This is a genomic window from Pedobacter sp. 22226 (assembly GCF_052045455.1).
Lineage (GTDB): Bacteria > Bacteroidota > Bacteroidia > Sphingobacteriales > Sphingobacteriaceae > Pedobacter > Pedobacter jeongneungensis.
The window spans coordinates 381,458-406,241 of sequence record NZ_JBQEPB010000006.1 but is presented as its reverse complement, the minus strand read 5'-3'; the positions used below and the strand labels follow the sequence as shown (position 1 = coordinate 406,241).

General features: G+C 38.3%; 21 protein-coding genes. 6 read left to right on the top strand and 15 right to left on the bottom strand.

The features are described from left to right. Positions 1 to 249: 249 nt before the first annotated feature. The 6 genes from ACTJKC_RS16330 to ACTJKC_RS16305 form a co-directional block, all read right to left on the bottom strand. Positions 250 to 1,038 (bottom strand): inositol monophosphatase family protein, encoded by a 789-nt coding sequence (locus tag ACTJKC_RS16330; RefSeq protein ID WP_440793557.1) that lies wholly within the window; start codon positions 1,036 to 1,038, stop codon positions 250 to 252. Positions 1,039 to 1,098: 60 nt separating this feature from the next. Beyond that, positions 1,099 to 2,247 (bottom strand): prolipoprotein diacylglyceryl transferase, encoded by a 1,149-nt coding sequence (locus ACTJKC_RS16325; RefSeq protein WP_440793555.1) that lies wholly within the window; start codon positions 2,245 to 2,247, stop codon positions 1,099 to 1,101. A gap of 378 nt (positions 2,248 to 2,625) precedes the next feature. Next, on the bottom strand, positions 2,626 to 3,948 hold the full coding sequence (gene mtaB, locus ACTJKC_RS16320) for a tRNA (N(6)-L-threonylcarbamoyladenosine(37)-C(2))-methylthiotransferase MtaB (RefSeq protein WP_440793553.1): 1,323 nt from the start codon (positions 3,946 to 3,948) through the stop codon (positions 2,626 to 2,628). A gap of 233 nt (positions 3,949 to 4,181) precedes the next feature. Beyond that, entirely contained in the window at positions 4,182 to 4,454 is a 273-nt protein-coding gene (locus tag ACTJKC_RS16315; RefSeq protein WP_440793551.1) for a hypothetical protein, read from the bottom strand. Between the two features lie 323 nt (positions 4,455 to 4,777). Next, positions 4,778 to 5,344, bottom strand: coding sequence for a UbiX family flavin prenyltransferase (locus ACTJKC_RS16310; protein ID WP_440793550.1), 567 nt, complete (start codon positions 5,342 to 5,344; stop codon positions 4,778 to 4,780). A gap of 434 nt (positions 5,345 to 5,778) precedes the next feature. Continuing rightward, entirely contained in the window at positions 5,779 to 6,426 is a 648-nt protein-coding gene (locus ACTJKC_RS16305; RefSeq protein WP_440793548.1) for a Crp/Fnr family transcriptional regulator, read from the bottom strand. Between the two features lie 287 nt (positions 6,427 to 6,713). Between ACTJKC_RS16305 and ACTJKC_RS16300 the strand changes: the two genes are divergently transcribed. Beyond that, positions 6,714 to 8,570 (top strand): ATP-binding protein, encoded by a 1,857-nt coding sequence (locus ACTJKC_RS16300; protein WP_440793546.1) that lies wholly within the window; start codon positions 6,714 to 6,716, stop codon positions 8,568 to 8,570. 3 nt (positions 8,571 to 8,573) lie between these two features. Here ACTJKC_RS16300 and ACTJKC_RS16295 read toward each other — a convergent pair whose 3' ends face one another. Beyond that, positions 8,574 to 8,804, bottom strand: coding sequence for a hypothetical protein (locus ACTJKC_RS16295; protein ID WP_344853588.1), 231 nt, complete (start codon positions 8,802 to 8,804; stop codon positions 8,574 to 8,576). A 387-nt stretch (positions 8,805 to 9,191) separates the two neighbouring features. On the opposite strand from ACTJKC_RS16295, the gene ACTJKC_RS16290 reads away from it, so the two are divergent. After that, entirely contained in the window at positions 9,192 to 9,392 is a 201-nt protein-coding gene (locus ACTJKC_RS16290) for a DUF3606 domain-containing protein (RefSeq protein ID WP_344853589.1), read from the top strand. A 118-nt stretch (positions 9,393 to 9,510) separates the two neighbouring features. Here the strand turns inward: ACTJKC_RS16290 and ACTJKC_RS16285 are convergent, their stop codons facing one another. The 5 genes from ACTJKC_RS16285 to ACTJKC_RS16265 all read right to left on the bottom strand — a co-directional run bounded on the left by ACTJKC_RS16285 (position 9,511) and on the right by ACTJKC_RS16265 (position 15,861). Further along, a complete protein-coding gene (locus ACTJKC_RS16285; RefSeq protein ID WP_440793543.1) occupies positions 9,511 to 9,831 on the bottom strand; it encodes a hypothetical protein in 321 nt (106 codons plus the stop codon). After that, entirely contained in the window at positions 9,821 to 9,952 is a 132-nt protein-coding gene (locus ACTJKC_RS16280) for a hypothetical protein (RefSeq protein ID WP_440793541.1), read from the bottom strand. Before ACTJKC_RS16280 ends, ACTJKC_RS16285 begins: the two co-directional genes overlap by 11 nt. A 289-nt stretch (positions 9,953 to 10,241) precedes the next feature. Then, entirely contained in the window at positions 10,242 to 11,105 is an 864-nt protein-coding gene (locus ACTJKC_RS16275) for an OmpA family protein (RefSeq protein ID WP_440793539.1), read from the bottom strand. A gap of 72 nt (positions 11,106 to 11,177) precedes the next feature. Continuing rightward, on the bottom strand, positions 11,178 to 13,691 hold the full coding sequence (locus tag ACTJKC_RS16270) for a beta-L-arabinofuranosidase domain-containing protein (protein ID WP_440793537.1): 2,514 nt from the start codon (positions 13,689 to 13,691) through the stop codon (positions 11,178 to 11,180). Positions 13,692 to 13,875: 184 nt separating this feature from the next. Beyond that, positions 13,876 to 15,861: a sialate O-acetylesterase gene (locus ACTJKC_RS16265; RefSeq protein ID WP_440793535.1), complete on the bottom strand. Its 1,986-nt coding sequence runs from the start codon at positions 15,859 to 15,861 to the stop codon at positions 13,876 to 13,878. A 215-nt stretch (positions 15,862 to 16,076) separates the two neighbouring features. Between ACTJKC_RS16265 and ACTJKC_RS16260 the strand changes: the two genes are divergently transcribed. After that, positions 16,077 to 16,391 (top strand): RNA recognition motif domain-containing protein, encoded by a 315-nt coding sequence (locus tag ACTJKC_RS16260; RefSeq protein WP_344853595.1) that lies wholly within the window; start codon positions 16,077 to 16,079, stop codon positions 16,389 to 16,391. Between the two features lie 187 nt (positions 16,392 to 16,578). After that, positions 16,579 to 17,832 (top strand): Na+/H+ antiporter, encoded by a 1,254-nt coding sequence (locus ACTJKC_RS16255; RefSeq protein ID WP_440793532.1) that lies wholly within the window; start codon positions 16,579 to 16,581, stop codon positions 17,830 to 17,832. Positions 17,833 to 18,100: 268 nt separating this feature from the next. Here ACTJKC_RS16255 and ACTJKC_RS16250 read toward each other — a convergent pair whose 3' ends face one another. From ACTJKC_RS16250 to ACTJKC_RS16240, 3 genes are read right to left on the bottom strand one after another with little or no spacing between them, the layout of a single operon-like run. After that, positions 18,101 to 19,777 carry a sodium/sugar symporter gene (locus ACTJKC_RS16250; RefSeq protein WP_440793530.1) on the bottom strand — a complete coding sequence of 559 codons (1,677 nt, stop codon included), beginning with the start codon at positions 19,775 to 19,777 and terminating at the stop codon, positions 18,101 to 18,103. A gap of 32 nt (positions 19,778 to 19,809) precedes the next feature. Continuing rightward, positions 19,810 to 20,961 carry a galactokinase gene (locus ACTJKC_RS16245; protein ID WP_440793528.1) on the bottom strand — a complete coding sequence of 384 codons (1,152 nt, stop codon included), beginning with the start codon at positions 20,959 to 20,961 and terminating at the stop codon, positions 19,810 to 19,812. Between the two features lie 10 nt (positions 20,962 to 20,971). Next, complete coding sequence (locus ACTJKC_RS16240; protein ID WP_440793526.1) at positions 20,972 to 22,033, bottom strand: UDP-glucose--hexose-1-phosphate uridylyltransferase; 1,062 nt, start codon at positions 22,031 to 22,033, stop codon at positions 20,972 to 20,974. A 160-nt stretch (positions 22,034 to 22,193) separates the two neighbouring features. On the opposite strand from ACTJKC_RS16240, the gene ACTJKC_RS16235 reads away from it, so the two are divergent. Together ACTJKC_RS16235 and ACTJKC_RS16230 are read left to right on the top strand one after the other, a co-directional pair. Next, the gene (locus tag ACTJKC_RS16235) at positions 22,194 to 22,892 is read left to right on the top strand and encodes an NUDIX hydrolase (protein WP_440793524.1); all 699 of its coding nucleotides are present in this window, start codon (positions 22,194 to 22,196) and stop codon (positions 22,890 to 22,892) included. 80 nt (positions 22,893 to 22,972) lie between these two features. Further along, positions 22,973 to 24,784, top strand: coding sequence for a glycoside hydrolase family 15 protein (locus ACTJKC_RS16230; protein ID WP_440793522.1), 1,812 nt, complete (start codon positions 22,973 to 22,975; stop codon positions 24,782 to 24,784).

Below are 24,784 nucleotides of genomic sequence, written 5' to 3'. Positions count from 1 at the left end.
AAGAGGAGAAATGTATGTCGAGAATTATAGGAGAGCGTCATAAAAGATAAGAAAAACTCTTTATTTGGAGTTTTTCTTAAAATAAATTTGCAATTGTGGTAAACCTAGAATACGACTGAGGCAACGCGAAATGGAGATATCTATAAAAAATGTCGTCATTGCGGGGAGGAACGACGAAGCAATATTACTACGATCGCTACCTGCGACCGCATTTGGATTGCTTCGTGCCTCGCAATGACGAGTTATAGCTTAAAAATACTGCTTAATCGCAGTTAGCATCTCTGCAGTAAGTTTGCCGTTGGTGGCTAATATTTCTCTTTTTTCAAAATAATCATTTCCTCCCGAAAAGTCGAACACCTCTCCTCCTGCCTGCTGTACAATAAAACATCCGGCGGCAAAATCCCACTGTTGCAGGTTGAATTCGAAAAAAGCATCAAAACGTCCGCAGGCGGTATAAACCAGATCTACGGCTGCCGCACCAATTCTGCGTACGCCATGGCTTTTTTGCATCATTTCGGCCAGTAATTTTAAATATTGAGGTTGTTTATCAAACTGCCAGTACGGAAATCCCGTAGCCAATAAGCTCGATTTTAAATCAGGATTAACAGAAACTTTAATTTCTTTTTTATTCATAAAAGCTAAGCCACCTTTGTAAGAATAAAACATTTCGCCCCTGTTTAATTCATAAACTACTCCGATAACAGGCAAACCATCTTCATAAAGGGCCACGCTGATGCCATAAGCCGGCATGCCATGGATAAAATTGGTGGTACCATCTAAAGGATCGATGATCCAGGTATAGGTTTTACCTTCCCTGCTGATTGTTTTCTCTTCGGTAATAAAACCAGCATCGGGAATTAATTTTTCGAGATTTTGGACAAGTTTCTGTTCTGCCGTTTTATCAACATAAGAAACCATATCATTTAATCCTTTGTATTCGATTTTTTGTGCATCAAATTGCATGGCTTCTTTACGGATAAAGTTTCCGGTAAGCTTTACAATCGATATCACTTTATTGCATAGTAATTCGTAATTCATAGCTATTTAACAACCAAACATAGTTGTTGTTGGATTTTAAATAAATATTTAGAAAGCAGTTTAAGCCAGTTGATTTTTGTTCCTTAAGGCATAAGCACTTAACGCGATCCCGCCAACTACGAGGAAGGTAGAAATCATTTCGGCCTGGGTAAAGCGAAGACCAAAAACATGGTATTTTGAATTTACACGAATCAATTCGATACAGAAACGCTCTAAACCGTTTAAAATCATATAAATACCAAACATTAAACCTGGTGCTTTGATTTTATCCCTGATTTTCCATAAGAAAGCAAAAAGGATTAAACAGATAATTACCTCGTAAATTGGTGTCGGATAAACACCCTGGGCCAGTTCGTTACAGAATTTACCATTACAACCCGGAATTGGAATTCCTTCGCCTACCACATTATTAGGATATTTGTACGACCATAACCAATCTGGCAGCCATGAAAAAGGTTTTGGGTTCGGATTTACAATTCCCCAGTCGCCATCGCCGGCTAAATGGCAGCCTATACGGCCAACAGCATAAGCCAGCATCATTCCCGGTCCACCTACATCGAGCATGTGCAGGGGCTTAATTCCATTTCTTTTAGCAATAATTAATACTGCAGCACCGCCACAGATTAAACCGCCGTAAAAGGTTAAGCCGCTAAAAGATAACAGCCTTTCGATAGGATGCTGAACAAAATCATCCCAATATTCTAAATTATCAAAGAATTTTGCCCCCAAGAAGCCCCAGATCGCTGCCCAAACAATCAGGTTGCTCATGGTTTGGTATGGATGAACAGTAACCAGCGTTTCTTTTGGTTTATCGAGTTTGTGTTTATTTTTTTCAGTGTAATCCCAATAAGCAAATAAACCGGCGAAGAACAAACCACCGATGATATTTCCTTTAGCCGACATGAGTATGCCCTGTGCATCGCTAACAAAAAGCCTGTAATTTAACAAGGCGTAAACCAGTTTATAACCAATAACAAAGCCAAAAAGGCCATTCATAATCAGTTCTGAGGTTGTAGCAGGTTTACCGATTACAATTGTTTTTTTAATTGGATGGAGTATGCCAAGTGCTTCTTTACGCTTAAGTTCTTTGGTAAATGCCCAATAACCTGCCACAAATGCCAGCGCCACAAAAACGCCGAAAGTATTAAACGGAAGCGGTAAATTAATGCCGAAAAGATATTCTAAAAAATGTGAAACGGTAGGAAACATACAAATAATTTGAAGCGAAGATAGGAAAGAAAGACCAAAGCTTAAAGACTAAAGTGGAAAGACTAAAGACCAGCGTTTAAAGCAGAAAGAAACAGGTTAAAATCTAAGTTTTTTTTGAAAAAGAGTGGTTCTGTATTTCATCGGTTAATACAGCCCTGCTCTACGCTTTACTCACCCGATTGAAAAAAATCGGGATTCGTGCCCGCTCCGATCAGGTTTAATTAACTTATTGCACTAGTTCTTCGCAAAAATTTTAACCAGTCGATATCAATTCCATCATCCATCTTACATTTTCCATCATCTATCCTTCGAATACGCTCAGAATGACAAACAAGTTGATGTGAACTTCGGACTCAGGACTACCGACTTTGGACTTAATTAGTGATGTGCGTAAGCAGTTTCCAGTTCAGCAACTTCTACTTCGCCATCGGCGGTAATCTCTAATAGCTTAACAGCTTTTAATTCGTTTACCATAACCGGATCGTATTTGGCACGTACTTTTACATAGTTCTTGGTAAAACCGTGCATGTAGCCAGATTTTTGATCGGCTTCGAAAAGCACTTCTCCTTCGCTGCCAATCTGAGATTCGTAAAAAGCCCTGCGTTTTTTATCAGATAAAATATGGAGCATTTTGCTACGCTCATTACGTTCGCTACCTGTAACAACACCTTTCATTTCTGCAGCAGCAGTTAATTCGCGCTCAGAATAAGTAAATACATGCAGGTAAGAAATATCAAGCTGATTCAGAAACTGATAGGTATCTAAAAAATCTTCTTTTGTTTCGCCGGGAAAACCAACAATCACATCTACACCAATACAGCAATGTGGCATTACCTCTTTAATTTTAGCAACACGCTCTACATACAAATCTCTGCGGTAACGGCGGCGCATTAAGCCTAAAATTTTATCGGAGCCCGATTGTAAAGGAATGTGAAAATGAGGTACAAATCTTTTTGAGGTTGATACGAACTGAATAATCTCATTGCTCAAAAGGTTTGGCTCAATTGATGAAATACGGATCCTTTCAATTCCTTCAACTTCATCCAGGGCTTTAACCAAATCAAAAAATTTATCTTCACGCTGACCGTTACGGATACCGAAATCGCCAAGGTTTACCCCTGTTAACACGATCTCTTTTACACCGCTTTCGGCAATCATTTTTGCACGGTTAACCACATTCTCGATGGTATCGCTACGGCTTGCGCCACGTGCCAATGGAATGGTACAATAGGTACAAGGATAATCGCAGCCATCCTGCACTTTTAAGAAAGTACGCGTTCTATCGCCAATAGAATAAGAAGCAATAAAATTATGGTTTACTTTTTCTATATTCCGTTGATGCACAACCGCTTTAGGCTGTTTGGTTAAATCGGTAATGTATTCTACAATCCTGAATTTTTCTGCAGCGCCCAAAACCATATCAACGCCTTCAATTTCAGCAATTTCCTGTGGTTTTAATTGCGCATAGCAACCTACAATGGTTACAAATGCATTGGGAGAATACTTTAAGGCCTCTTTAACAACTTTACGGCATTTTTTGTCCGCATGCTCGGTAACTGAACAGGTATTAATTACATACACATCGGCCTGATCCTGAAATTCTACCACAGCATAACCAGCATCGGTAAATAAACGACCGATGGTTGAAGTTTCAGAGAAGTTGAGTTTACAACCTAATGTATAAAATGCGACCTTTTTCATTGAGCCTGCAAAGATACAATTTTTAGATATTAGATTGGATACAATATATTTGTTAGTGAATAACTGACAAAATACAGACTATAAATTATTGGGCACACAGATAGTTGTGCCATCTTTTAAGCGCAGCTCGTGCATCCCCTCCAGGCAGGCTCTTTTTTCACATCCGCATAGAAATAATCCCGAAGCGAATAAAACAACTAAAATAAAAACTGATTTCGGCATGATGTTGCTGCTTAGTTTGCGTTATACGATTTAATACAATCTTTTACAGCATCGAAACTATAGCTGTCGTCTTTTTTAAATTTTTCCAGCAATTCAGGTTTGTCGCTGATCAGGTTATATAAATTATCTTTACGCTCACTTCTTGATCCAAAAATGCGATTGCTCTTTACCTCAAAAAGTTCTCCGTTTTGTTTGCTTGCATACCAAACGATATCAACGTGGTTATTACCAGACTGGCGGTAATATTCTAACAAATCTATTTTACCCCTTACAAGCCTTTGCAAAAAATCAGGACTCTTTTTATCCGGACGTTCTTTAACGAGATAGTTGATTTCATTTTCGGCTTTAAAGAATTCTTTAGTTTCGCGAAGTTTAATTTTATTAAAACTATCTGTTCCTTCAGGTTTGAAGCTGTAAAAACCGATAAATTGCTTTTTGATTTCCCCTTTCAGGGTGTCGTTTTAAGAAGTAATCAGGAAATCCTGTGCATTAAGCCTGGAAAAAAAAGCGCATAGAAATGCACAGCATAAAACGGAGCGTAAAAATAGTTTCATGATATTGGTTTGGTTTAAAGGCCAAAAATATTTAAACTTTGGCAAAATAGCAACTACTCCTGCCAGCGATAACTTTCCTGTTCAAACCCTGCCAAATCAAGCACCCTGCTGATCACTGTTCCTGCCACTTCTTCAATGGTTTTAGGTAAACTATAGAATGACGGGTTTGCGGGGCAAATTATTCCACCTGCTTCGGTAAGGGTTTTCATGTTATTAATATGGATCAGGCTGAAAGGCGTATCTCTTACCACCGCAATCAATTTTCTCCGCTCTTTTAACACTACATCCGCAGCCCTCGAAATCAGATCGTTCGATATGCCATGTGCAATACGGCCTAAAGTACCCATAGAGCAGGGAACGATGATCATGGTGTCGTATTTTGCTGATCCTGACGCAAAAGGCGCATTAAAATCGTTCTTATTATAAAAAGTAAAGTCTTTAAAATCATTGTAGTTTTGATTGCCAAGTTCGAACTGCCAAACCTCTTTCGCATTATCGCTCATTACTACACCAACCGCTTCAATCTGATCTTTTAACACCGATAACTGGTCGAATAAAACTTTGGCATAAATAGATCCGCTCGCTCCGGTAACAGCAACAATTACTTTCTTTTTCATCATGAAACAAAAATAGGTTTTCTGGGGGATTAAAAATAAAAAAGGGCCAGAACATTGTTCTGACCCTACATCTACCTATGAAAAACATACCCTCGAAAGGGTAAGAACAAATATATATAAATTTTTAAAAAAATGTATGTAAGAAATGTTAAATCGTTAAAATGACGTATTTAAATCTAAAACAAAATATAAACTACTGATTAACAGTTCAATAATTTTTATTAAAAAGATAAAAAAACTATTTTAAGAGACAAAAACGTGACGTTTTATATAACATTATCATGAAAAATGTATTACAAATAAGTCACTTTTACTCAGTATGCCATTACATTTTAAATTCCATACCGTTATTTCGGTAATTTGGCTTTACATTTTTTTGATATTAAAATAACATTTGCACTCAAAATAATTCAGGCTAAAGTGCTTCTTATTTGCGATTATCGTGATTGTATTTCTGCAAACTGCAGCGCCAGCTTTGACCTGATACGGCTTAAGGTTTCCAATCGCATACATAAAAAAGAAGCAATATATTTTAAGGGCACCCTGTTAACCAGTTCAGGATAAGATTTCATAAACCGGAGGTAACGTTTCTCTGCGGATTGTAACCTCGAAATAAGTGCCCTTTCGCAGGCTTGCAAATAATGAAGCTGGGTCATTTTCCGGCTTACATAATTCACAATCTGGTAATTAAGATATAGTAATTTTAACATCGTGTAGGGAACAGCAATAGCAACCACATCTTCAAGCGCCTGTACATATTCCTCAATGGGTTCGCTTTCATCCCAAAAATTACTAACGTTGCCAACAAACTCGTTTTCTTTTGCAATCCAGGTGGTTATTTCCTGATTATCTTCTTTCATATAGCCCCTCACAATACCATTTAAAATGAGGTATGTACATTTATCGCGGTGCAATGGCGAAGTTATAAACTTATTTTTCTTAAAGTTAACGGGAAAGGTATGGCTATTAATGATAAATTCTATATCAGGCGTTAGATCGTGAAACAATCTATATACTTTTATCAACGGCGAAAAGCCATTAAAAGGTAGCCACTTATCTTCTGAATAAATGTTTTCGGGATTCATGTTTTATCTATTGTGTAACTGCAAACTAATCGTTCAAAAAAGAACGACAAACGAAAATATTATCTACCTATTTCTGAAACACAGATACAGGAAAAATGTTTAGCTAAAAATAATTTATCCATAAAAATAAATGCTCGCTGTAGTTTTCGGATCATTATATATTGAAAAGTTACATTAGCTCCGTATATCTACTACAATTTTGTAGTATAAATATGATGCAATCCCAGCAAATCTATTGGCAATTAACGTCGTAAAGATTATATTTGGTAAAGCGCCAATTCAATTTTATGATTAATTTAACCTCTTCATTCCTAAAAGCATTATTAAAGCACTCCAAATCGCCCCTTATTATCTTTAAAATAAAACCCGTATTAGTGGTGGTGGAGCACAATGATGCTTATCAGGCTTTAATAGAGCGGATTGGAGGGGAATTAAAGTTTTACGATATTGATGCGATCCCTAACCTGATATCTGACAGAGAGAAAGATTTACTGGTTAAAACGGTACATAAAGTAAGCGAGCTTAAAACAAACAACAGTTTAATTATCCATCCCATTTATTCCAATTCGCCAAATGTGAACTGGGAGCTGGAGTTTTCACCTGTGCTTCAGGCTGAGCACCCGGTTGAATATATTGTTTGTTCGCTCAAAGAAATCCCTACTAATGAAAATGATCTCGAACATATTTTACTCGAACTATCTGAAAGCGAAGCAAGGTTTAGGGGCTTTTTTGAACAGGCGCCGCTAGGTATGTGCGTATTACGAGGCAGGGAATTAATTACGGAGTATGCAAATGATAATATTTTAAAACTCTGGGGCAGAACCAGAAAAGAAGTAATCGGCATTCCGCAGGAAGAATCAAGACAGGAACTTGGCCTGCAAAGACAGATATTAAGCCGTGTGAAGGATATTTTTAAAACAGGCGAGCCTTTAACATTAAATGAACTTAAAATTTCGACACCTACGGCTGATGGTTACTTTATAGCCATGTACCAGCCGCTAAAAAACGATAAAAATGAAGTAACCAGCATTCTAGTTATTATTAAAGATATTACAGAACAGGTAAACTTTAAAAAGGAATTGCTTAAGGCAAAAGACATTTTAAAAATTGCTATGGATGCCTCAGAAATGGGATCGTGGAATATTGATATAGAAAGCAAAAAAGTACTTCTATCAGAAAGGGCACAGCAGATTTACGAACTGGATAGCAATAAATTAAGCCTGGATGAAGCAAAGTCGCTTATTAGTCCCGAAAATTTAACATTTCTAACCGGCAGTATCAGAAAAGCACTGCACAACAAAGAAGCGTTTAATATTGAATACCAGATTAATTTAAACGGGATTAAAGCCAAAACAAAGTGGCTGAGAACGGCCGGAAAAGCTTATTATAACGAACAGGGAAAGGGTGTTTATATTGCTGGAGCGGTTTTGGATATTACTGAGCATAAGCAGGATGAAATCAGAAAAAATGATTTTATTGGGATGGTGAGTCACGAACTTAAAACACCATTAACTGCCTTAAACGCTTATGTGCAGCTTTTACAATATAAGCTTAAAGAAACCGGAAATGAATTTACAGCAGAAACGCTGGATAAAATTAACGTTCAGCTGAAAAGAATGTCGTTAATGATTGATGGTTTCTTAAATGTATCTCTACTGGAATCGGGCAAAATTTTACTTAATAAAATTGATTTCGACCTGGCAGACCTGATTGAAACCATTGCAGAAGAAAACCGGGTAATTTTACCAAGTCATTTTATACAGGTAATCGGATCAGAGGGAATGATTGTAAATGCTGACCGGGAAAAAATCGGCAATGTAGTGAATAACCTGATCAGCAATGCGGCCAAATACTCAAAAAAAGAATCTCTAATTGCCATAAAATGTGAAAAAAGACAAGGTGAATTAGTGGTAAGTGTAGAAGATGAGGGAATTGGCATTAAAGAAAACGATCTTCCTAAACTTTTCGACAGGTTTTTCCGCGTAGAGAGCCAGGTTACACAAACCATTGCTGGTTTTGGCGTGGGTTTATATATCTGCGCCGAAGTGATAGAAAGGCACGGCGGAAAAATATGGGCAGAAAGTAAATTTGGTGAAGGCTCTACCTTTTATTTTAGCCTGCCTGCTCCCATAATAAGTTCTTAGCTGTTATAAATTACATAGGCTGGGCCAGAGTTTTTCTTTTTCTACCTCAACATTCATGGCAGAAAGCCCCTGGGCTGTTAATTGTATCTCAAAAGTTACTTTTGAATTTATTTCAATTTCATTGGGTATTGTGTCCAGACGAAAATGAATATCCTGACCATTTTCATCCATTATGATTCCAATGCCAAGTTCAATATTGATCTGAATAACTTCTCCCCTTCTTTTATCACTCATAAACACTTGTAAAAAACTCGACAATTATAATCAAAAAACGTATAATTAAAAATACATAAACACATTTTTATGCACAACTTAAAGCTATACTAAAACGTTTTGTGGTGGTTAAATAAGTTAATATATCTATTCAGGTTTTTCAAATCACATAAATGAACAATTCTTATAAACAAAAACAATTTTAGCTATTGAGTTAGATTTAGATGATACCGATGGCAATGAAACATATAAACTGATTTTTAATATAATTAAACTATAGAAAACATAGTGATTAAGATTATTTAACACAACTCACTGCATTACAGCTTGTTATTTCCAATAAAAAAAGTTAATTTTATCAAAACAAAATGGGTTTGTAAGTGTTATTACCGAATTAATCATTCCGCTATGAAAAATCTCAATCAAACCACAGGCATTAAAGAAGAAATTATCCTATTATCCGAAGAAACAGACCGTAATTACTGGGCAAACCGTCTTGGCGTGAGTTCTGAAGTATTGAAATCGGCCGTTAGGGCCACCAGGTGCATTACACTGCATCAGATTACGGCTTATTTAAACCAGCAAAAGAAAGCAGTGAGTATTTCCTGATTTTATAAATGATCTTAACAGAGGGTCTTCATTTCAATCCGCTGGTTGAAATGAAGATCAAACTATGCTTCTCATCCTCCTCTTTTGTTTTCTAAAAACCCAATCACGCTCAATCTGTTCAATATTTTAACCTCGCCACACAATAAGCCAATAGGTTGATGGATTCTTTCGAAATTTTCTTTTGAAGAAAGCCATCTTTGATATTACTAACCGCGTTTCCTAGTTTATCTTCTAACAGATCAAGCATAGCCATAATATTTTCTGGCGCTACAATTAATGATAAGATAGGATAATACTTATTTTCGAGGTCTTTTTTCTGTGTATTGGTAGCTAAGTCCAACGTCCACTCTTCGTTTGCTGAAAAGCCATATTCGTGCCTGGTATTGTTCAATTCATACAAAAAAACTTTTGCCTGAACTTTCTGATCGTTATTTGCCATTTTTACCCGGTTTTTTGGCGAATGGATCGATTTCAGTTTTTGCCGATTTACCTTTACCGGACTGATAATCTGTGGGTGCTTTTTTGTTTACACTGGCCTCTTTCTTTTTGTCTCTACTCATGAATCTTAATGTTTATGATAAATAAGACCAATCATCATTGCATAAACAATTCGGTGGTTGGAATAAGAAATACTCATCTAAATAAGATTAGCGAATACCATAATGGTACATCAGCGAGAGAAAGAAGTAATTGTATTACTGATATAAACAAATATACATTTTAAAATGGTTAAAACAGTCATAGAAGTCTGGTTATCAGGATATATTTTATTTAAACATTAAAAAGCATCGCAAATAAAAAAGGCCTGAAATTAATTCAGGCCTTTTAAAATGTTATTAATGATGCGCGCTATTTTTGTGATTGCTCAGGCGCTTTACCAATCAGATCCATAAACTGATCTAACTTAGGCGTAATGATAATCTGCGTACGTCTGTTTTTGGCTTTTCCACCAGCGGTAGTATTATCGGCAATCGGGTTATATTCGCCACGGCCACCTGCTGTTAAACGTTTAGGATCTACAGCATATTTGGTTTGCAATACCTGCACTACAGATGAGGCACGTAAAGCACTTAAATCCCAATTATTGCGGATATTGGGCTGTGTAATGGGCACGTTATCGGTATTACCTTCAATTAAGACATCATAAGTATCGTAATCTTTAATGATCTTGGCGATTTTACTTAAAGTTTCTCCTGCTTTATCAGAAACTTCGTAACTACCTGATTTATAAAGCATATTATCAGCTAAAGAGATATAAACCACCCCTTTAAGCACCTGTACATCCACATCGCCAAGTTCTTCCCTGCTTAAAGAACGGGTTAAATTATTGGTTAACACCATATTAAGCGAATCGCTTTTGTTTTTGGCATTTACCAGTTGTTTGATGTATTTATTTGAACTGTTAATTTCATCAACCAGCTTCGAGATATTCACGTTACCCTGATTGCTGGAGTTTAAACATTTATTCAGGGCATCTTGTAAGGCGGTAACATTTGCCCTTTCTGATGCAATCTGTTCTTCTAAACTTTTAACCCTGCTGGTGCTTCCGCTCAGTTCGCGTTGGCTATCCTGATATTTATTGCTCAGTTCCTGATTTCTTTCTCTTAATTTCGAATAAGTATCCTGAAGTTCGGCGTATTTTTTATTACTTACACAACCTGCAGCAAGGGCGAGGCCAAAGAGCATTAAAGGGATTGATTTGTATAATTTCATAATATTAATTTTTTTATTGTTAATAGGTTAACAAATTTCCTGCCGCAAAGTTTAATATGCCTCTAACCGATGTTAAAAAGCGTTAATCTTTACAGCATCGAAGCTGGCCAATGCTTTATACGCTCTTAATCCTATACTGCCCGACTGATACTGGCTATCTGCTGCAGAAAGAATAGCTTTTGCAGATCCGTTTATAAAAATATCGAAATTATCGCCGTTAGCAACAATTTTTAAGGTGTACATTTTGTTCATTTCAACAGGATATTTTGCCGAGCTCAGCACAATCCATTTTTGATCGCTCACCTTACCTAACTGTACCGTTCCATCAACCGGGTTCAAACCAACATAATATCCCTGATAAGCATCAGGACCGATGGCCGGATTAGAAACCCGGAACATTAAGCCGGCATCGCCTGCGGTATTGATTTTTACATCGGCCTGGTAAGTAAAATCTTTAAAATCTGTGCTATTGGCTACATATTTTGAACCATTAATGCCGTAACCACCAGAGCCGGCGTTTGAGGCCGAATTAACCTGCCCATCTTTCCAAAACCAGCCACCACCATAAAAAACCCAATCGGCAGCCATTCCTTTATCAAAATTTTCTGTCAGGCTTTTATTTACTTTTTTGGGCTGACCAATTACCGGAAAGCAGCTTAAACGGATATTTTCGGATCCGTAGGGTACTAAAGTAATTTCTTCATCTTTTTCATCAGAGGCAACAGGACTAAAGGGCACATCAAAAGCTGCCACCTTATTATATCCTAAACCCCAGGAAGGGATTTTTTTGCCCTGAACCTTTAATTTTACAGGTGATGATGCTGCGATAAAAGGATTTTCTGGCATGGCAGATTTTTCAATTTTAACGGTACTGTTTAAATTTCCTTTAGTTAATGAAAGTCCATAATTCCATGGTGAGGCGGGAAGGATTTCATAATCGGTAAAACCAGCAACAGGATGCGTTTTGGTAATTTTATTTTCAGCCTTGATTTCTAATGCATAAACGATTGGACCACGCATTATACTTACCGAATTATTTACCTGACTTTGCGTACTTACCTCCATCGGGAAATTAAGTTCCAATTGGTCGTTATTTTTCCAATCGCGGCTAATTGAGAACATTTCTCCTGCTTTTACACCGCTTAATAGAGTTCCGTTTAATTTTATGACCGGTTTAATACTCCATGCCGGAATTCTCAAAATTAACGGAAATGATGTCGGTGCTGTCAAGCCAATTTTTAACCTGATTTGTTCTTCAAAAGGGTAATTGGTTTCTTCGATAATTTTAATTTTTTTGTTCCCGGCCACTATAGTTTCTGTTTCCATTGGCCCATAGGTAATTACGGCCAGCCCGTTACCGGGTGTAGCCACCACGCTATTTTTCACAAAATACGGCCAGCCCATGTGCATATTATAGCGGCAGCAGCCATAACCTGAGTAAGGACTGGAAACGATGCCAGAAGCATAATCCTGATTAAAACCATATTCGCCATGTACGCTTTGTACCTGATTGGGCAAGGTATAGTAAGAGTGATTTTTAAAATCCCTGCTAAATTGGGCAGGCAAGGCATTAAAAGCTACTTTTTCAAGCTGATCGCCAATTTTTGCCTCGTGAATTACTTTGGCAGCAGTTTCTAAACTCTGCATCCATTCTACCACGGTACAGGTTTCTACCCCTTCAACACTGCTGGTGCCTGCCAGAAATTCTGTTCCGGAGCCTAAACCTTCAGGCTGGCCGTGATCGTGCATGATATGCTGAATACCTTTTAAAAGGGCATCGCGGTTGGCAGGCGAGTCGTTCAGTTGTGCATAAACCACAGGGAATTTTAAGGCCTGAGCCACATTAACCATGTGCTTTGGCTGAAAATCGTCACCATAAAAATAAAACCCGTTATTGGTATAAATATCAATCCAGGGATAAGCCTGTTCTTTTAATTTTTCTACCAGTTTTAAGAGGTCCTTATCGCCGGTTTTATTGTAAAGCCAGATGGCAATTTCCATATTGTCGCCAGCTCTTGATTTACCCCATTCTTTTAAAGGATCGGCATCGAGATTGGCCAGTTCGTATTTAAAATATCTGGAAAGAAACGGGATTACCCTTTTATCATTTGTGGCTTCGTAATAACTTTGAAGGGCATACATCATGGGCATACGCGGCCACCAGTCTTTCATTTTTGGCGGGCCGAATAAACCATTTGGCTGCTGATTATTGAGCGTCCAATCGATATATTTTTGTGCTTTAGCTTTAAGCGCAGCATCATCTAAGGTATAAGCCAGGGCCACTAAACCTTTAACATAGTAAGGTACCCGCTCCCATCCGTTACCATCTCCGCCAAGCCAATCGGTATTTTTACCCAGATTATCTTTCTCGGGATATAGTTCTTCGGCCATTCCTGTTGCGCCATCGCGCTGTTGCTCGAGTTGTTTTAATAACCATCCTTTGGCTTTTATACTGCCAAGTGGCAATTGCACATAAACCTGTTGTTTTAATGGCGCTTTATTAAATTCGGTTAAATTTTGGGCTTGTAAATTTTGAAAGACTAAACTGGAAATCAGAAAACAAACTGGTGCTACTATTCTCTTCATAAAAGGATTATTGGTTAGATAATTATTTTTATAAAACTAACAAATATAGGCGAATAATAAAACGATTTAGTAAATATCCAAGAAAGCAAATAAGTAATTGACAATCAAAAAATTACCATAAAAAACAAAACCGACAACTTATATTAATAAATTGCCGGGCTTTATATAAAGTTATTTATAAAAATTATTTTTTGCCGAAAGTGATGCCTTGCCAGGTATCCGTTCTGAACGGTGATGCCGGAAGCCCATCGCTGGCAAGTAGATTTGCTACTGGATTATTTCCCCATGCATAGCGCACAGCAACAGGATTTGCAACCTGATCGCTGCTTACTACAATCTGATTTCCCTGGATACTGGCTTTTGCCCAGTGAAATTTCTTATCTGCCCCTGCAATGGCAAAACCGGTAAGGGCCGCACCATCTGCTACTTTTATTCCATTTTCGGTATTGCTAAAAGTTAAACGGATTTGTTTGCCTTCTACCTTCGCAGATTGGTAAACCGGCCCTGAATAGTTATTTTTCTGACCGTAAGTTTTGGCCAGTGCGATCAGGCCGAGTCTTCTTCCTACTTCCTGTTTGTTTTTAGGGTGAATATCTTTTGCGTCGCCAATATCGATAATGGTTGCCATGCCGGTATTTGGTAAAGCCAGTGTTCTCTGATGTGCCTCCCTAAGTTCGGCCCAGGTCGATTCTACAGGAGCATTATCTACCTGCATGTAATTGGCCAACTGTACAAAATAGAAAGGAAAATCGCCCTGCCCCCATTTCTGGCGCCAATCTTTAATCATTACAGGAAATAGCTCACGATATTGATAAGCCCTATCGGCATTGCTTTCTCCCTGATACCAAATGGCTCCTTTTATTGAAAACTGTATAAAAGGATGAATCATGGCATTATATAAAACAGTTGGTCGGTTGGGTCCGCTTTCGTCGGCAGGTTTTGGTCCGATGTTATTAAAATTGAGTCCAACTTTGTATTTCCAGTCTCCCGTAAGTGAAATTAGCCCGCCAACGCTATTTGTCAAATTTAAATTTTTGCCTTCGCCATAAATTCCCCCACCGCCACCGCTATCAAAAACGCGCACGGTAATGATATTTTCGCCGGGTTTGAGTAAATCAGCTGGTATTGTATAGGTTCTTCCTACATTATAACCAACGGTTTCGCCAACTTTTACACCATTTACGTAAGTGATGTCGTTATCATCAATAGTACCAAGGTTAAGTTTTATACCGCTTGTTTTCCAATTTTCAGGAATATTCACCTTTTTACTGAACCACACAATGCCATCGAAGTTTTTGAGTGCTGCCTCTTCCCACAAAGTTGGTAAAGTCATGCTTTTCCAGTTGGTAGTTTCTGCTGCAGCCCATTTAAGTTGTCCGGCCTGATATCCGGAATCCTTTTCTGTAGTCATTTTAACCCAACCGGCTACTTTTTCATCGTATGAAACTGTTGAAGAATTTTTAGCGGCTTGCTGGATTTTATCAACGGCTGCAGAAAAATCAGTCATTTTTTTAAGCGATTCAGCGCTGGTCCAGGCTTCTGCAATGGTACCACCCCATGAGGTATGGATTAATCCGATTGGGATTTTTGTTTTCTCGTACACTTCGCGGGCAAAGAAATAGGCTGTAGAAGAAAAATCTGCAATATATTTTGGGCTGCATTCCTGCCAGCCGCCATTAGTTACTTTGGTATCGCTTAACGGAACATTACTGGTGATATGTTCTGCCTGTAATAAACGGATGTTTGGGAATTTCGCATCTGCGATTTCTTTTTCATAATTGTTTATTTTCCCCCAGCCTGCAAGTGGCATTTCCATATTGGATTGACCTGAACAGATCCATACATCACCGATTAATACGTTACTAAGCTCCAGTAATTCTCCATCCGAAATGGTGATAGTGTAAGGTCCGCCATAAGCAGGAGTTCCAACTTTAATTTTCCAATTGCCTATTGCATCAGCAATGGCACCATAATTAATTTTATTCCACGAAACTGTGATTTTAACTGCTTTACCAGCAGTTGCTTTACCCCAAATTGCAACATTTGTTTTTTGTTGTAAAACCATATTATTGCTAAAAACCGATGGCAACAAAATTTTCGCTTGTAAAAACTGGAAGCTGAATATTAATAATGCAAGTAGAAATAAAGATTTTGATCCCGGGATGCTCATAATTGATCTGTATTTTGATGATTAGATAGCGAATTTACATTTTCTACGGGTTAACGGCAATACATTCATGGCTCCGGGCAAATTTATGTTAAAAATGAGGTAAAATTCGTTCAATTGTTTTGGGTAAGAATATCATTTTGCTTATTTTGCAGGTCTAAAAGAACAGCTCTGGATTCAAGATCGAATTGCCGGACGTTCCTCAAATTACTGAATTAATGGTTAAGATTTTTATAGGCGGCCTTCCTGACAATATCCAAGAGATGGATTTGGCAATACTGGTTAGTCTTCACGGCAGGGTAGAAACAATTAAAATTGTGCGCGACAGGGCTACGGGCAAATGTAAGGGTTATGCTTTTTTGGAAATATATAGTCTTCCTGATGCCAAAAACATTGTATCTACTTTAAATGATGAAACTTTTAAAGGCAATGTTATTACGGTAAAAATATCGGAAGAGGACAATACCGCTAAAGCGGTGAAACCAAAAACCAACCAGCCTTTTAAAAGTAAAAGACCAAGGTTACAGCGGTAATTTTTCTTCAAATTTCTTTACAACATCTTACCCTTTCAGTTTTCTTTGTTTTTATAGCAGCAAACTGTTAATCAGTATTTGCTTTCTGTTAATTAGTTTTTTGACGATAAACTTTTTTATCTGGTTCTAAACCTATATTTTGCCAGCATAGTTCCGATGCTCATGTAAATAACCGACATAAACAGATATGGAAAATTATGCCATTGTAATATTTATTTTAGCGGTAATGATCGGTTTATCCTCAATTGCCGACCACATTAAAATCCCCTATCCTGTTTTATTGATTATTGCCGGTATAGCAGTTGGTTTTATCCCTTCTTTACCGCCTGTTGATATTAATCCGGAAATTATTTTTTTGATTTTCTTACCACCATTACTCTACGATGCCGCTTTTAATATTTCGTTCAAGCAGTTTAAAACCAATATTAATACGATTCTTACATTAGCTATATCACTTGTTTTTATTACGGCAATAGGCATTGCTGTTGTGGCACATTATATAATTCCGGGTATGAGCTGGCCGATATCTTTCGTACTGGGTGCGATTCTTTCTGCTACTGATGCGGTTGCTGCAATGAGTATTACGAAAGGATTAGGCTTATCGCATAAAACCAATACCATTTTAGAGGGCGAAAGTTTGGTTAATGATGCTTCGGCACTGGTAGCATACCGTTTTGCTGTTGCGGCAGTAACCGGAACTGCTTTTGTATTTTGGAAAGCGTCGTTAGAATTTGCAGTTTTAATGGCGGGAGGTTTCCTGATTGGTATGGTAATGTCGAGAATTCTGGCTTTTATTCTTAAAAGGATACACGATAACCGGTTGGCAACCATCAGTTTTATGTTACTGATGCCCTTCGTTACCTATTTAATTGCTGAACATGTGCACGTTTCGGGCGTAATTGCTGTGGTAATGCTGGGCTTAGGCATCTCGAGATTCAGCAATATGGTTTTCCCGGAACAGCTTAAAAATCAGTCGAAAAATATCTGGGACATTGTTATTTTTTTATTAAACGGATTGATTTTCATCTTAATCGGGCTGCAGTTTCCTTACGTTTACAGGAACATCAATAGCGCAGATATCCTGCCTTATATTGGTTATTCTTTTGTGATTACCATTGTAGCTTTGCTGCTTAGGATGGCACGTGTTTTCCTACAAAGGTTTAACCTTCAGAAAGCTTTTCAAAAAGGAAAACATAAGATTACAGAAGAGGCTTTATTAGATTTTAAAAATAGTCTGATTATTAGCTGGTCGGGTATGCGGGGCATAGTTTCTTTGGCTATTGCCATCGGATTACCAGCTACTTTAGCTGATGGAAGTGCTTTCCCGCAGCGTAATGCTATTATTTTTATTCCTGTTGTGGTGGTCCTTTTTACGCTTATCGGGCAGGGGCTTACTTTACCATGGTTAGTTAGGAAACTGGCAACGGAGGATGAAAGATAATGCTCTGTTTTACTTCAGAGAGTGCAAAGAGATAAAATCACAGAAAACGTATAAGTTAGATAGATAAACTTTGACAATCTTAAAGGCTTATTGCACAATAAGATTGTTAAAGTGTACTATAATCTGATTATAAACTTAAACGACGACTTACCCTTGACTTTCGTAACTATTTCATTTATCATTAAGGAATTAAGATAGTTAAGAAAACTTTGACAATCTTAAAGGCTTAGTGCACAATAAGATTGTCAAAGTCTAGGCCGTTATTGATTTACCAATACACGCTGTAAAGGGCAACCAATAATCCGATAATTAATAATGCACCAACGGCAAAACTGGTTGATGTTTTAAACATTTTAGCATCGATGGCCAGTCCTTTTGCTTCTGCTTTTGCTTTATTGCTCGATAAACTGATAATAACCATACCAAGGATACAAAAGACAAAAACAAAACCCATTCTGTCTAAGAAAGGTATTTCGTAAACACCTGCGGCATTTTTAACCGAAAAGCCACTTCCCGACAGCCATGAAAGATCGGTAAGATTAGGTAAGAATTTAAGTACGATAGAAAGGGCAAAACCGCCAATAGTAGCAAATAATGCCGCACCTGAAGTTGTTCTTTTCCAGAAGAAACCTAAGATAAACATGGCAAAAATACCAGGTGATACAAAGCCTGTATATTCCTGGATGTATTGAAAACCACCTTTTTTATCAATTCCCAGGAACGGAGCAATTACTACTCCCAGGATCATGGCCACAACGATAGAAATTTTACCAGTTGTTACCAGATTTTTTTCTGATGCTTCAACATTTAATACCTTTTTATAAATATCCAATGTAAAAATAGTAGCAATACTGTTTGCTTTGCCTGCTAACGAAGCCACCACGGCAGCGGTTAATGCGGCAAAAGAAAGTCCTTTTAAACCTGCAGGAAGCAAATTTAACAATACCGGATAAGCACGATCTGGATTTACTGAACCACCCTGAATCATTTCTGACTGGAAAGCGCCATCTTTATATAAAACATAAGCTGCAATACCCGGAAGTACTACAATAATCGGCATTAATAATTTTAAGAATGCAGCGAAAAGAATCCCGCCGCGGGCCGTTTCTAAATTTGCCCCCAAAGCACGCTGGGTAATGTACTGGTTACAGCCCCAATAATTTAAATTCACAATCCACATACCGCCTACCAATACACTTAAACCTGGTAAATCGATGTAATTTTCGTTGTCAGGCTTTAAAATCATGTGAAAATGCTCTGAGGCTTTAGTTGTCATCAAGCTATAACCCTCGAAAATCCCTGATGTACCATAATGCGTAGAAACGAGGTTTAAAGCCAGATAAGTGGTTGCTAAACCACCTAAAATCAGAAAAAACACCTGAATTACATCGGTATAACCGATTACTTTCATCCCGCCGAGGGTAATGATGATGGCAAAAATAGCAATGGCATACATACAAAAACGCAGATCGAAACCAGAAATACTGCTTACGGCCAAAGCACCCAGATAAAGGATCGAAGTTAAATTTACCACTACATACAGCAATAACCAGAACACGGCCATAATCATGGCCACTGTTCCATTATAGCGCTGATGCAGGAATTGCGGCATGGTAGCAATTTTATTTTTCAGGTAAACCGGAATGAAAAATACCGCTACTACTACTAAAGTAAGCGCGCCCATCCATTCGTAAGTTGCAATGGCTAAGCCCATTTTAAAGCCTGAGCCACTCATGCCGATGAACTGCTCGGCCGAAATATTCGATGCAATTAATGATGCACCAATGGCCCACCAGGTTAAAGAGCCTTCGGCAAGAAAATAATCTTTTGAGCCTGTAGATTCTGATTTTTTCTTGTTGTAGATGTAGAGCCCGTAAGCGGCTACAATAACGAAGTATATTGCAAATACAATATAATCCTTCGTGTCTAATAAATTGTTCTTCATTGATTTATTTTGGTTAGTGTATCTAAGCTGTATTAATTGTATAAGCTGGTTCCATTATCGGTTTGGACGGTATAAGCATCTAATTTTAACCCAAACTCCAGCTGGTATTTAGCAGCCAGTTCTTCGATGAGACCGGCAATTTTATCTTCTTTAACAATATTTATGGTACAGCCACCAAAACCTCCTCCCATCATCCTGGCACCTAATACATCATCCAGGGGTTTAACAGCATCAACCAGAAAGTCGAGTTCTTTGCAGCTCACTTCGTAATCTTTGCTTAAACCTTCATGTGTTTCGAACATTAATTTGCCCAAACCTTGCAGGTTACCATTTTCCAATTGCTCTGCTGCGGTGAGCAAACGGCCAATTTCTTTTACTACGAAACTACATTTTTTGTACACCTCTTCGTCTTTTGGTTTAACATAAGCATCCAGCATGCCTAGATCAACATCACGCAGGGTATTTACATTTGGGTAATGCTCTTTAACCCAGGCAACACCCTGTTCGCATTGTGCCCTTCTTTTGTTGTAAGCCGAATCGGCCAGGGCATGTTTTACATTGGTGTTTAATAACAATAATTTATATCCATCCAGTTTTAAGGGGATATAGATGTGCTTCATTGATCTGCAATCGAGCATAATGGCCTGATCCTTTTTACCAAACACCGAAGCAAACTGATCCATAATACCGCAGTTAACGCCTGCAAAAGTCTGTTCGGCTTTCTGCGCGATTAAAGCAATATCTATTTTCGGAACGGAAAGCGAAAAAAGCTGATCGAGAGCAAAACCGGTAGCACACTCTACCGCAGCAGAAGACGACAAACCTGCTCCCAACGGCACATCGCCATCAATATAAAAGTTAAAACCACCCAGTTTATAACCTCTTTCTTTTAGCTGATCGGCTACTCCCAAAATATAATTGGCCCAGCTGTTTTCTGATTTTTTTAAATTTTTAACCGATGAAATATCAAATTGCTGATAGCTTTCTGAAAACAAATGAATTTCATCATCTTCTCTTTTTGATATGGCCACATAAATGGCCTTATCAATAGCAGCCGGCATCACAAAACCACCATTGTAATCGGTATGCTCGCCTATAATGTTGATCCTTCCGGGGGAGCGCACCAGGAGTGGTTCGGCATTGAAAAGCTTTTTAAATGTATTTTTTAACTGTTGTGCATTCATTTTTAGCATTTTATCCTTCAGTCTTGCTGATTTTATAGTGTATGGTAGACATTTCTTTTAAACGGTTTGCGGCAAATTCAGGTGTAATATCACGCTGTGGATTGGCCAGCATTTCGTAACCAACCATAAATTTTTTAACAGTTGCCGAACGCAATAAAGGCGGATAAAAATGCATGTGCCAGTGCCATTCAGGATAATAACCATTGTTTACCGGCGTTTGGTGCATTCCGGCTGAGTAAGGAAAAGAGGTTTCGAACAGGTTATCGTATTTGGTTGTAAGTACTTTAATTGCTTCTGCCAATGATTTCTTTTCCGCCTCGCTGAACAATTTAATGCTGTTTACATGGCGTTTGCTGATGATCATGGTTTCGTATGGCCAAACTGCCCAGAAAGGAACCAACACTACAAAATGATCATTTTTAAATACAATACGTTCGTTCTTTTTCAATTCCAGTTTTAGGTAATCGGCAAGCAAACTTCTTCTATGAATGGCATAATAAGTTTTCTGACGTTCGGTTTCTTTGGCAATTTCGAGGGGAATATCACCCTGCGACCAGATCTGTCCGTGCGGATGCGGGTTGCTACAGCCCATTATTTCGCCTTTGTTTTCAAAAATCTGAATGTATTTGATCCAATCGTTTTCGGCCAGACTGTTAAATTCATTCTGCCAAACATTTATCACTGCGGTAATGGCTTCCACACTCATTTCGGGTAGCGTAAGGTTATGCTTCGGGCTAAAACTGATTACCCGGCAAAGCCCTCGCTGGTTATTTGCCACCAACAAATCATTTTCATTCATATCACCTGCAGGTGTATCTTCGAGCAAAGCCGCAAAATCATTGTTAAAAACAAAGCTTTCGGTATAATCCGGATTGCTATCGCCATCTGCCCTGCCATTGCCCGGGCATAAATAACATTTTGGATCGTATTCTGGGCGGTTATCAGGTGTTACATCTTCAACCTTGCCCTGCCAGGGCCTTTTAGTACGGTGTGGGGAAACTAAAACCCATTCTCCGGTTAATATATTTAACCTGGTGTGCGGGTTACTGTCGAGTTCGAATGTCTGGTTCATCTTATATTTTCAATTGGTTAGAATAAGGAAGTCATTTTACTTCACCCGTCTAAGCCGCCAAATTATAAAATTAATATTAATTGTCAAATAGACAATTAATATTAATTTTTATATTCGTGAAAATTTGAACATATTAAGGCCTTAAAACCTCTTATAAAAAATGATTGAATATTCCAGACAGCCGCATTACCTTGTTGCTGTTGATTGTATTGTATTTGGATTTGATGGCGAGCACCTTAAAATTCTTCTTGTAAAGCGCGGTTTAGAGCCCGAAATAAATAAATGGAGTTTAATGGGCGGTTTTGTTGGTGCTGATGAAAGCCCTGATGATGCCGCAAACAGGGTATTGAAAAAAATGACGGGTTTGGAAGGCGTATATCTGGAACAAATGCAGATTTACGGCGAACCTAACCGCGATCCGATAGAGCGCACGCTTTCTGTGGGTTATTTTGCACTAATTGATATCCATAAGTACGAAGCGCAGTTAAATGATGATTATGAAGCAGAATGGTTTTTGATTAACGACAGGCCAAAACTTATTTTCGACCATAACCAGATGGTTGCAGATGCCCGTAAAAAATTAAGGTATAAGGCGGCCCTCCACCCTATTCTGTTCGAAATGCTGCCTAAAAAATTCACTATACCGCAATTGCACATCCTTTTTGAAGAGGTAAACGACACCAAAATCGATACGCGGAATTTCAGTCGTAAGATTACATCGACCGGACTGCTGATTAAACTTGCTGAAAAAGACAGAACAGGTTCAAAGAAAGGTGCATTTTATTTTAAACTTGATAAAAAGAAATATGCGGCCAATGCACAGGCCTTTTTAAACCTGATGCCCAATCTGAAAGTTTAGGTTTTACTTCTGTTGGTGCTATGAAAGCTAAAACAAAAACAAAGCCTTATTCCTTTGCTTAGGTAGTTGATACCTTAAATATGGCAAAGCACAAAAAAAGAAAATTCCAGCCTATAGAAAACTATGGCGTTATCGGCAACCTTAAAACCGTGGCCCTGGTTTCGCTGCAGGGATCAATCGATTTTTTATGTGCGCCAAGGTTTGATTCGCCTACCGTTTTTGCCTCCATGCTCGATTCGGAGAAAGGTGGTTACTTTTCAGTTGAGCCACAACTGGAAAACTGTACCAGCAAGCAACTTTACCTGCCGGGAACGGCTGTACTCCTTACCCGTTTTTTTGCTGAACAGGGCATTGCCGAACTTACGGATTACATGCCTTTATCAAAAGAAACTGATTTCCCAAGTGCTATCGTGAGGCAGATTAAAGCCATTAGGGGCAACATTACCTTTAAAGTTTATTGTGTGCCAAGCTTTGGTTATACTAAAAGTACACATACCGTTCAGCATGAGAATGATGAGCTGGTGTTTTTTTCCAAAACGGAAAAAATTACGCTTAAATTAAAGGCAGATGTTCCGCTCCATATTAAAAAAGATATGGGTTATGCAGAATTTACGCTAAAAGAATCGGAAATGGCGCATATCATCATGGAAATTATTGAAGGTGATGGATCTGCAGCTGATTTAAACCATTATACGAAACATGGTTATAGGAAAACCGTCGATTATTGGCGCGAATGGATTAACCAGACTACCTATAAAGGTCGCTACGACGAAATTATCAGAAGATCTGCCATTACCCTCAAATTGCTTACTTCAGCAGAATTTGGATCAGCAGTGGCAGCGCCAACTTTTGGACTGCCGGAAACCATTGGCGGGAACCGGAACTGGGATTACCGTTTTACCTGGATCAGGGATGCGGCATTTACCATGTATGCCTTTTTAAGACTCGGCTTTTTTGACGAAGCCACGGCGTTTATGGACTGGATATTTAACCTTTGCCAAAAGATAGACCTTCAACTGGTTTATCAGATAGATGGAAATGCGAAAATAAAAGAAGTAGAAGCCGATCAGTTTGAAGGTTATCAAGCCTCAAAACCTGTAAGAATAGGTAATGAAGCGGCAAGCCAGTTACAGATTGATATATATGGCGAACTGATTGATACTGTGTACATTTATAACAAATCGCACAAACCAATTACTTATGAATTCTGGACATTGATTGAAAAACAGGTTCAATGTGTAATTAAACAATGGAAAAAACCTGATCACGGTATCTGGGAGATCAGGAATGAGAAAAAGGAATTCCTGCATACGCGTTTAATGTGCTGGGTAGCAATGGACAGGGCGATTAAAATTGCCGAAAACCGCTCATTCCCTTATCCTGAAAGTGAATGGCACAATATCCGCAGCGAGATTTATGCAGACATTTACCATAATTTCTGGAATGAAAAATTAGGTGCCTGGGTACAGTATAAAGGTGCCACACATGTAGATGCGAGTGCATTGCTGATGCCATTAACACATTTTATCTCCCCATTAGAATCCCGCTGGCTTTCTACCATGAAAGTAATTGATGAAGAACTATTACTGGACGTACTGGTTTACCGTTATAAAAACGGCATGACTAAAATAGATGGATTAGAAGGCGAAGAAGGCACCTTTAACATGTGCTCGTTCTGGTTTATAGAAGCACTGGCAAAAAGCGGGGAACTGGAGCGTGCAGTAGAAAATTTTGAAAAGATGATCGGTTATTCCAATCACCTCTTACTTTTTAGCGAAGAACTGGGTCGAAAAGGTGAACACCTGGGCAATTTCCCTCAGGCTTTTACGCACCTGGCTTTAATCAGTGCAGCAGTAGAGCTCAACAAACAGCTGAGCCGCGAAACGGGTTAG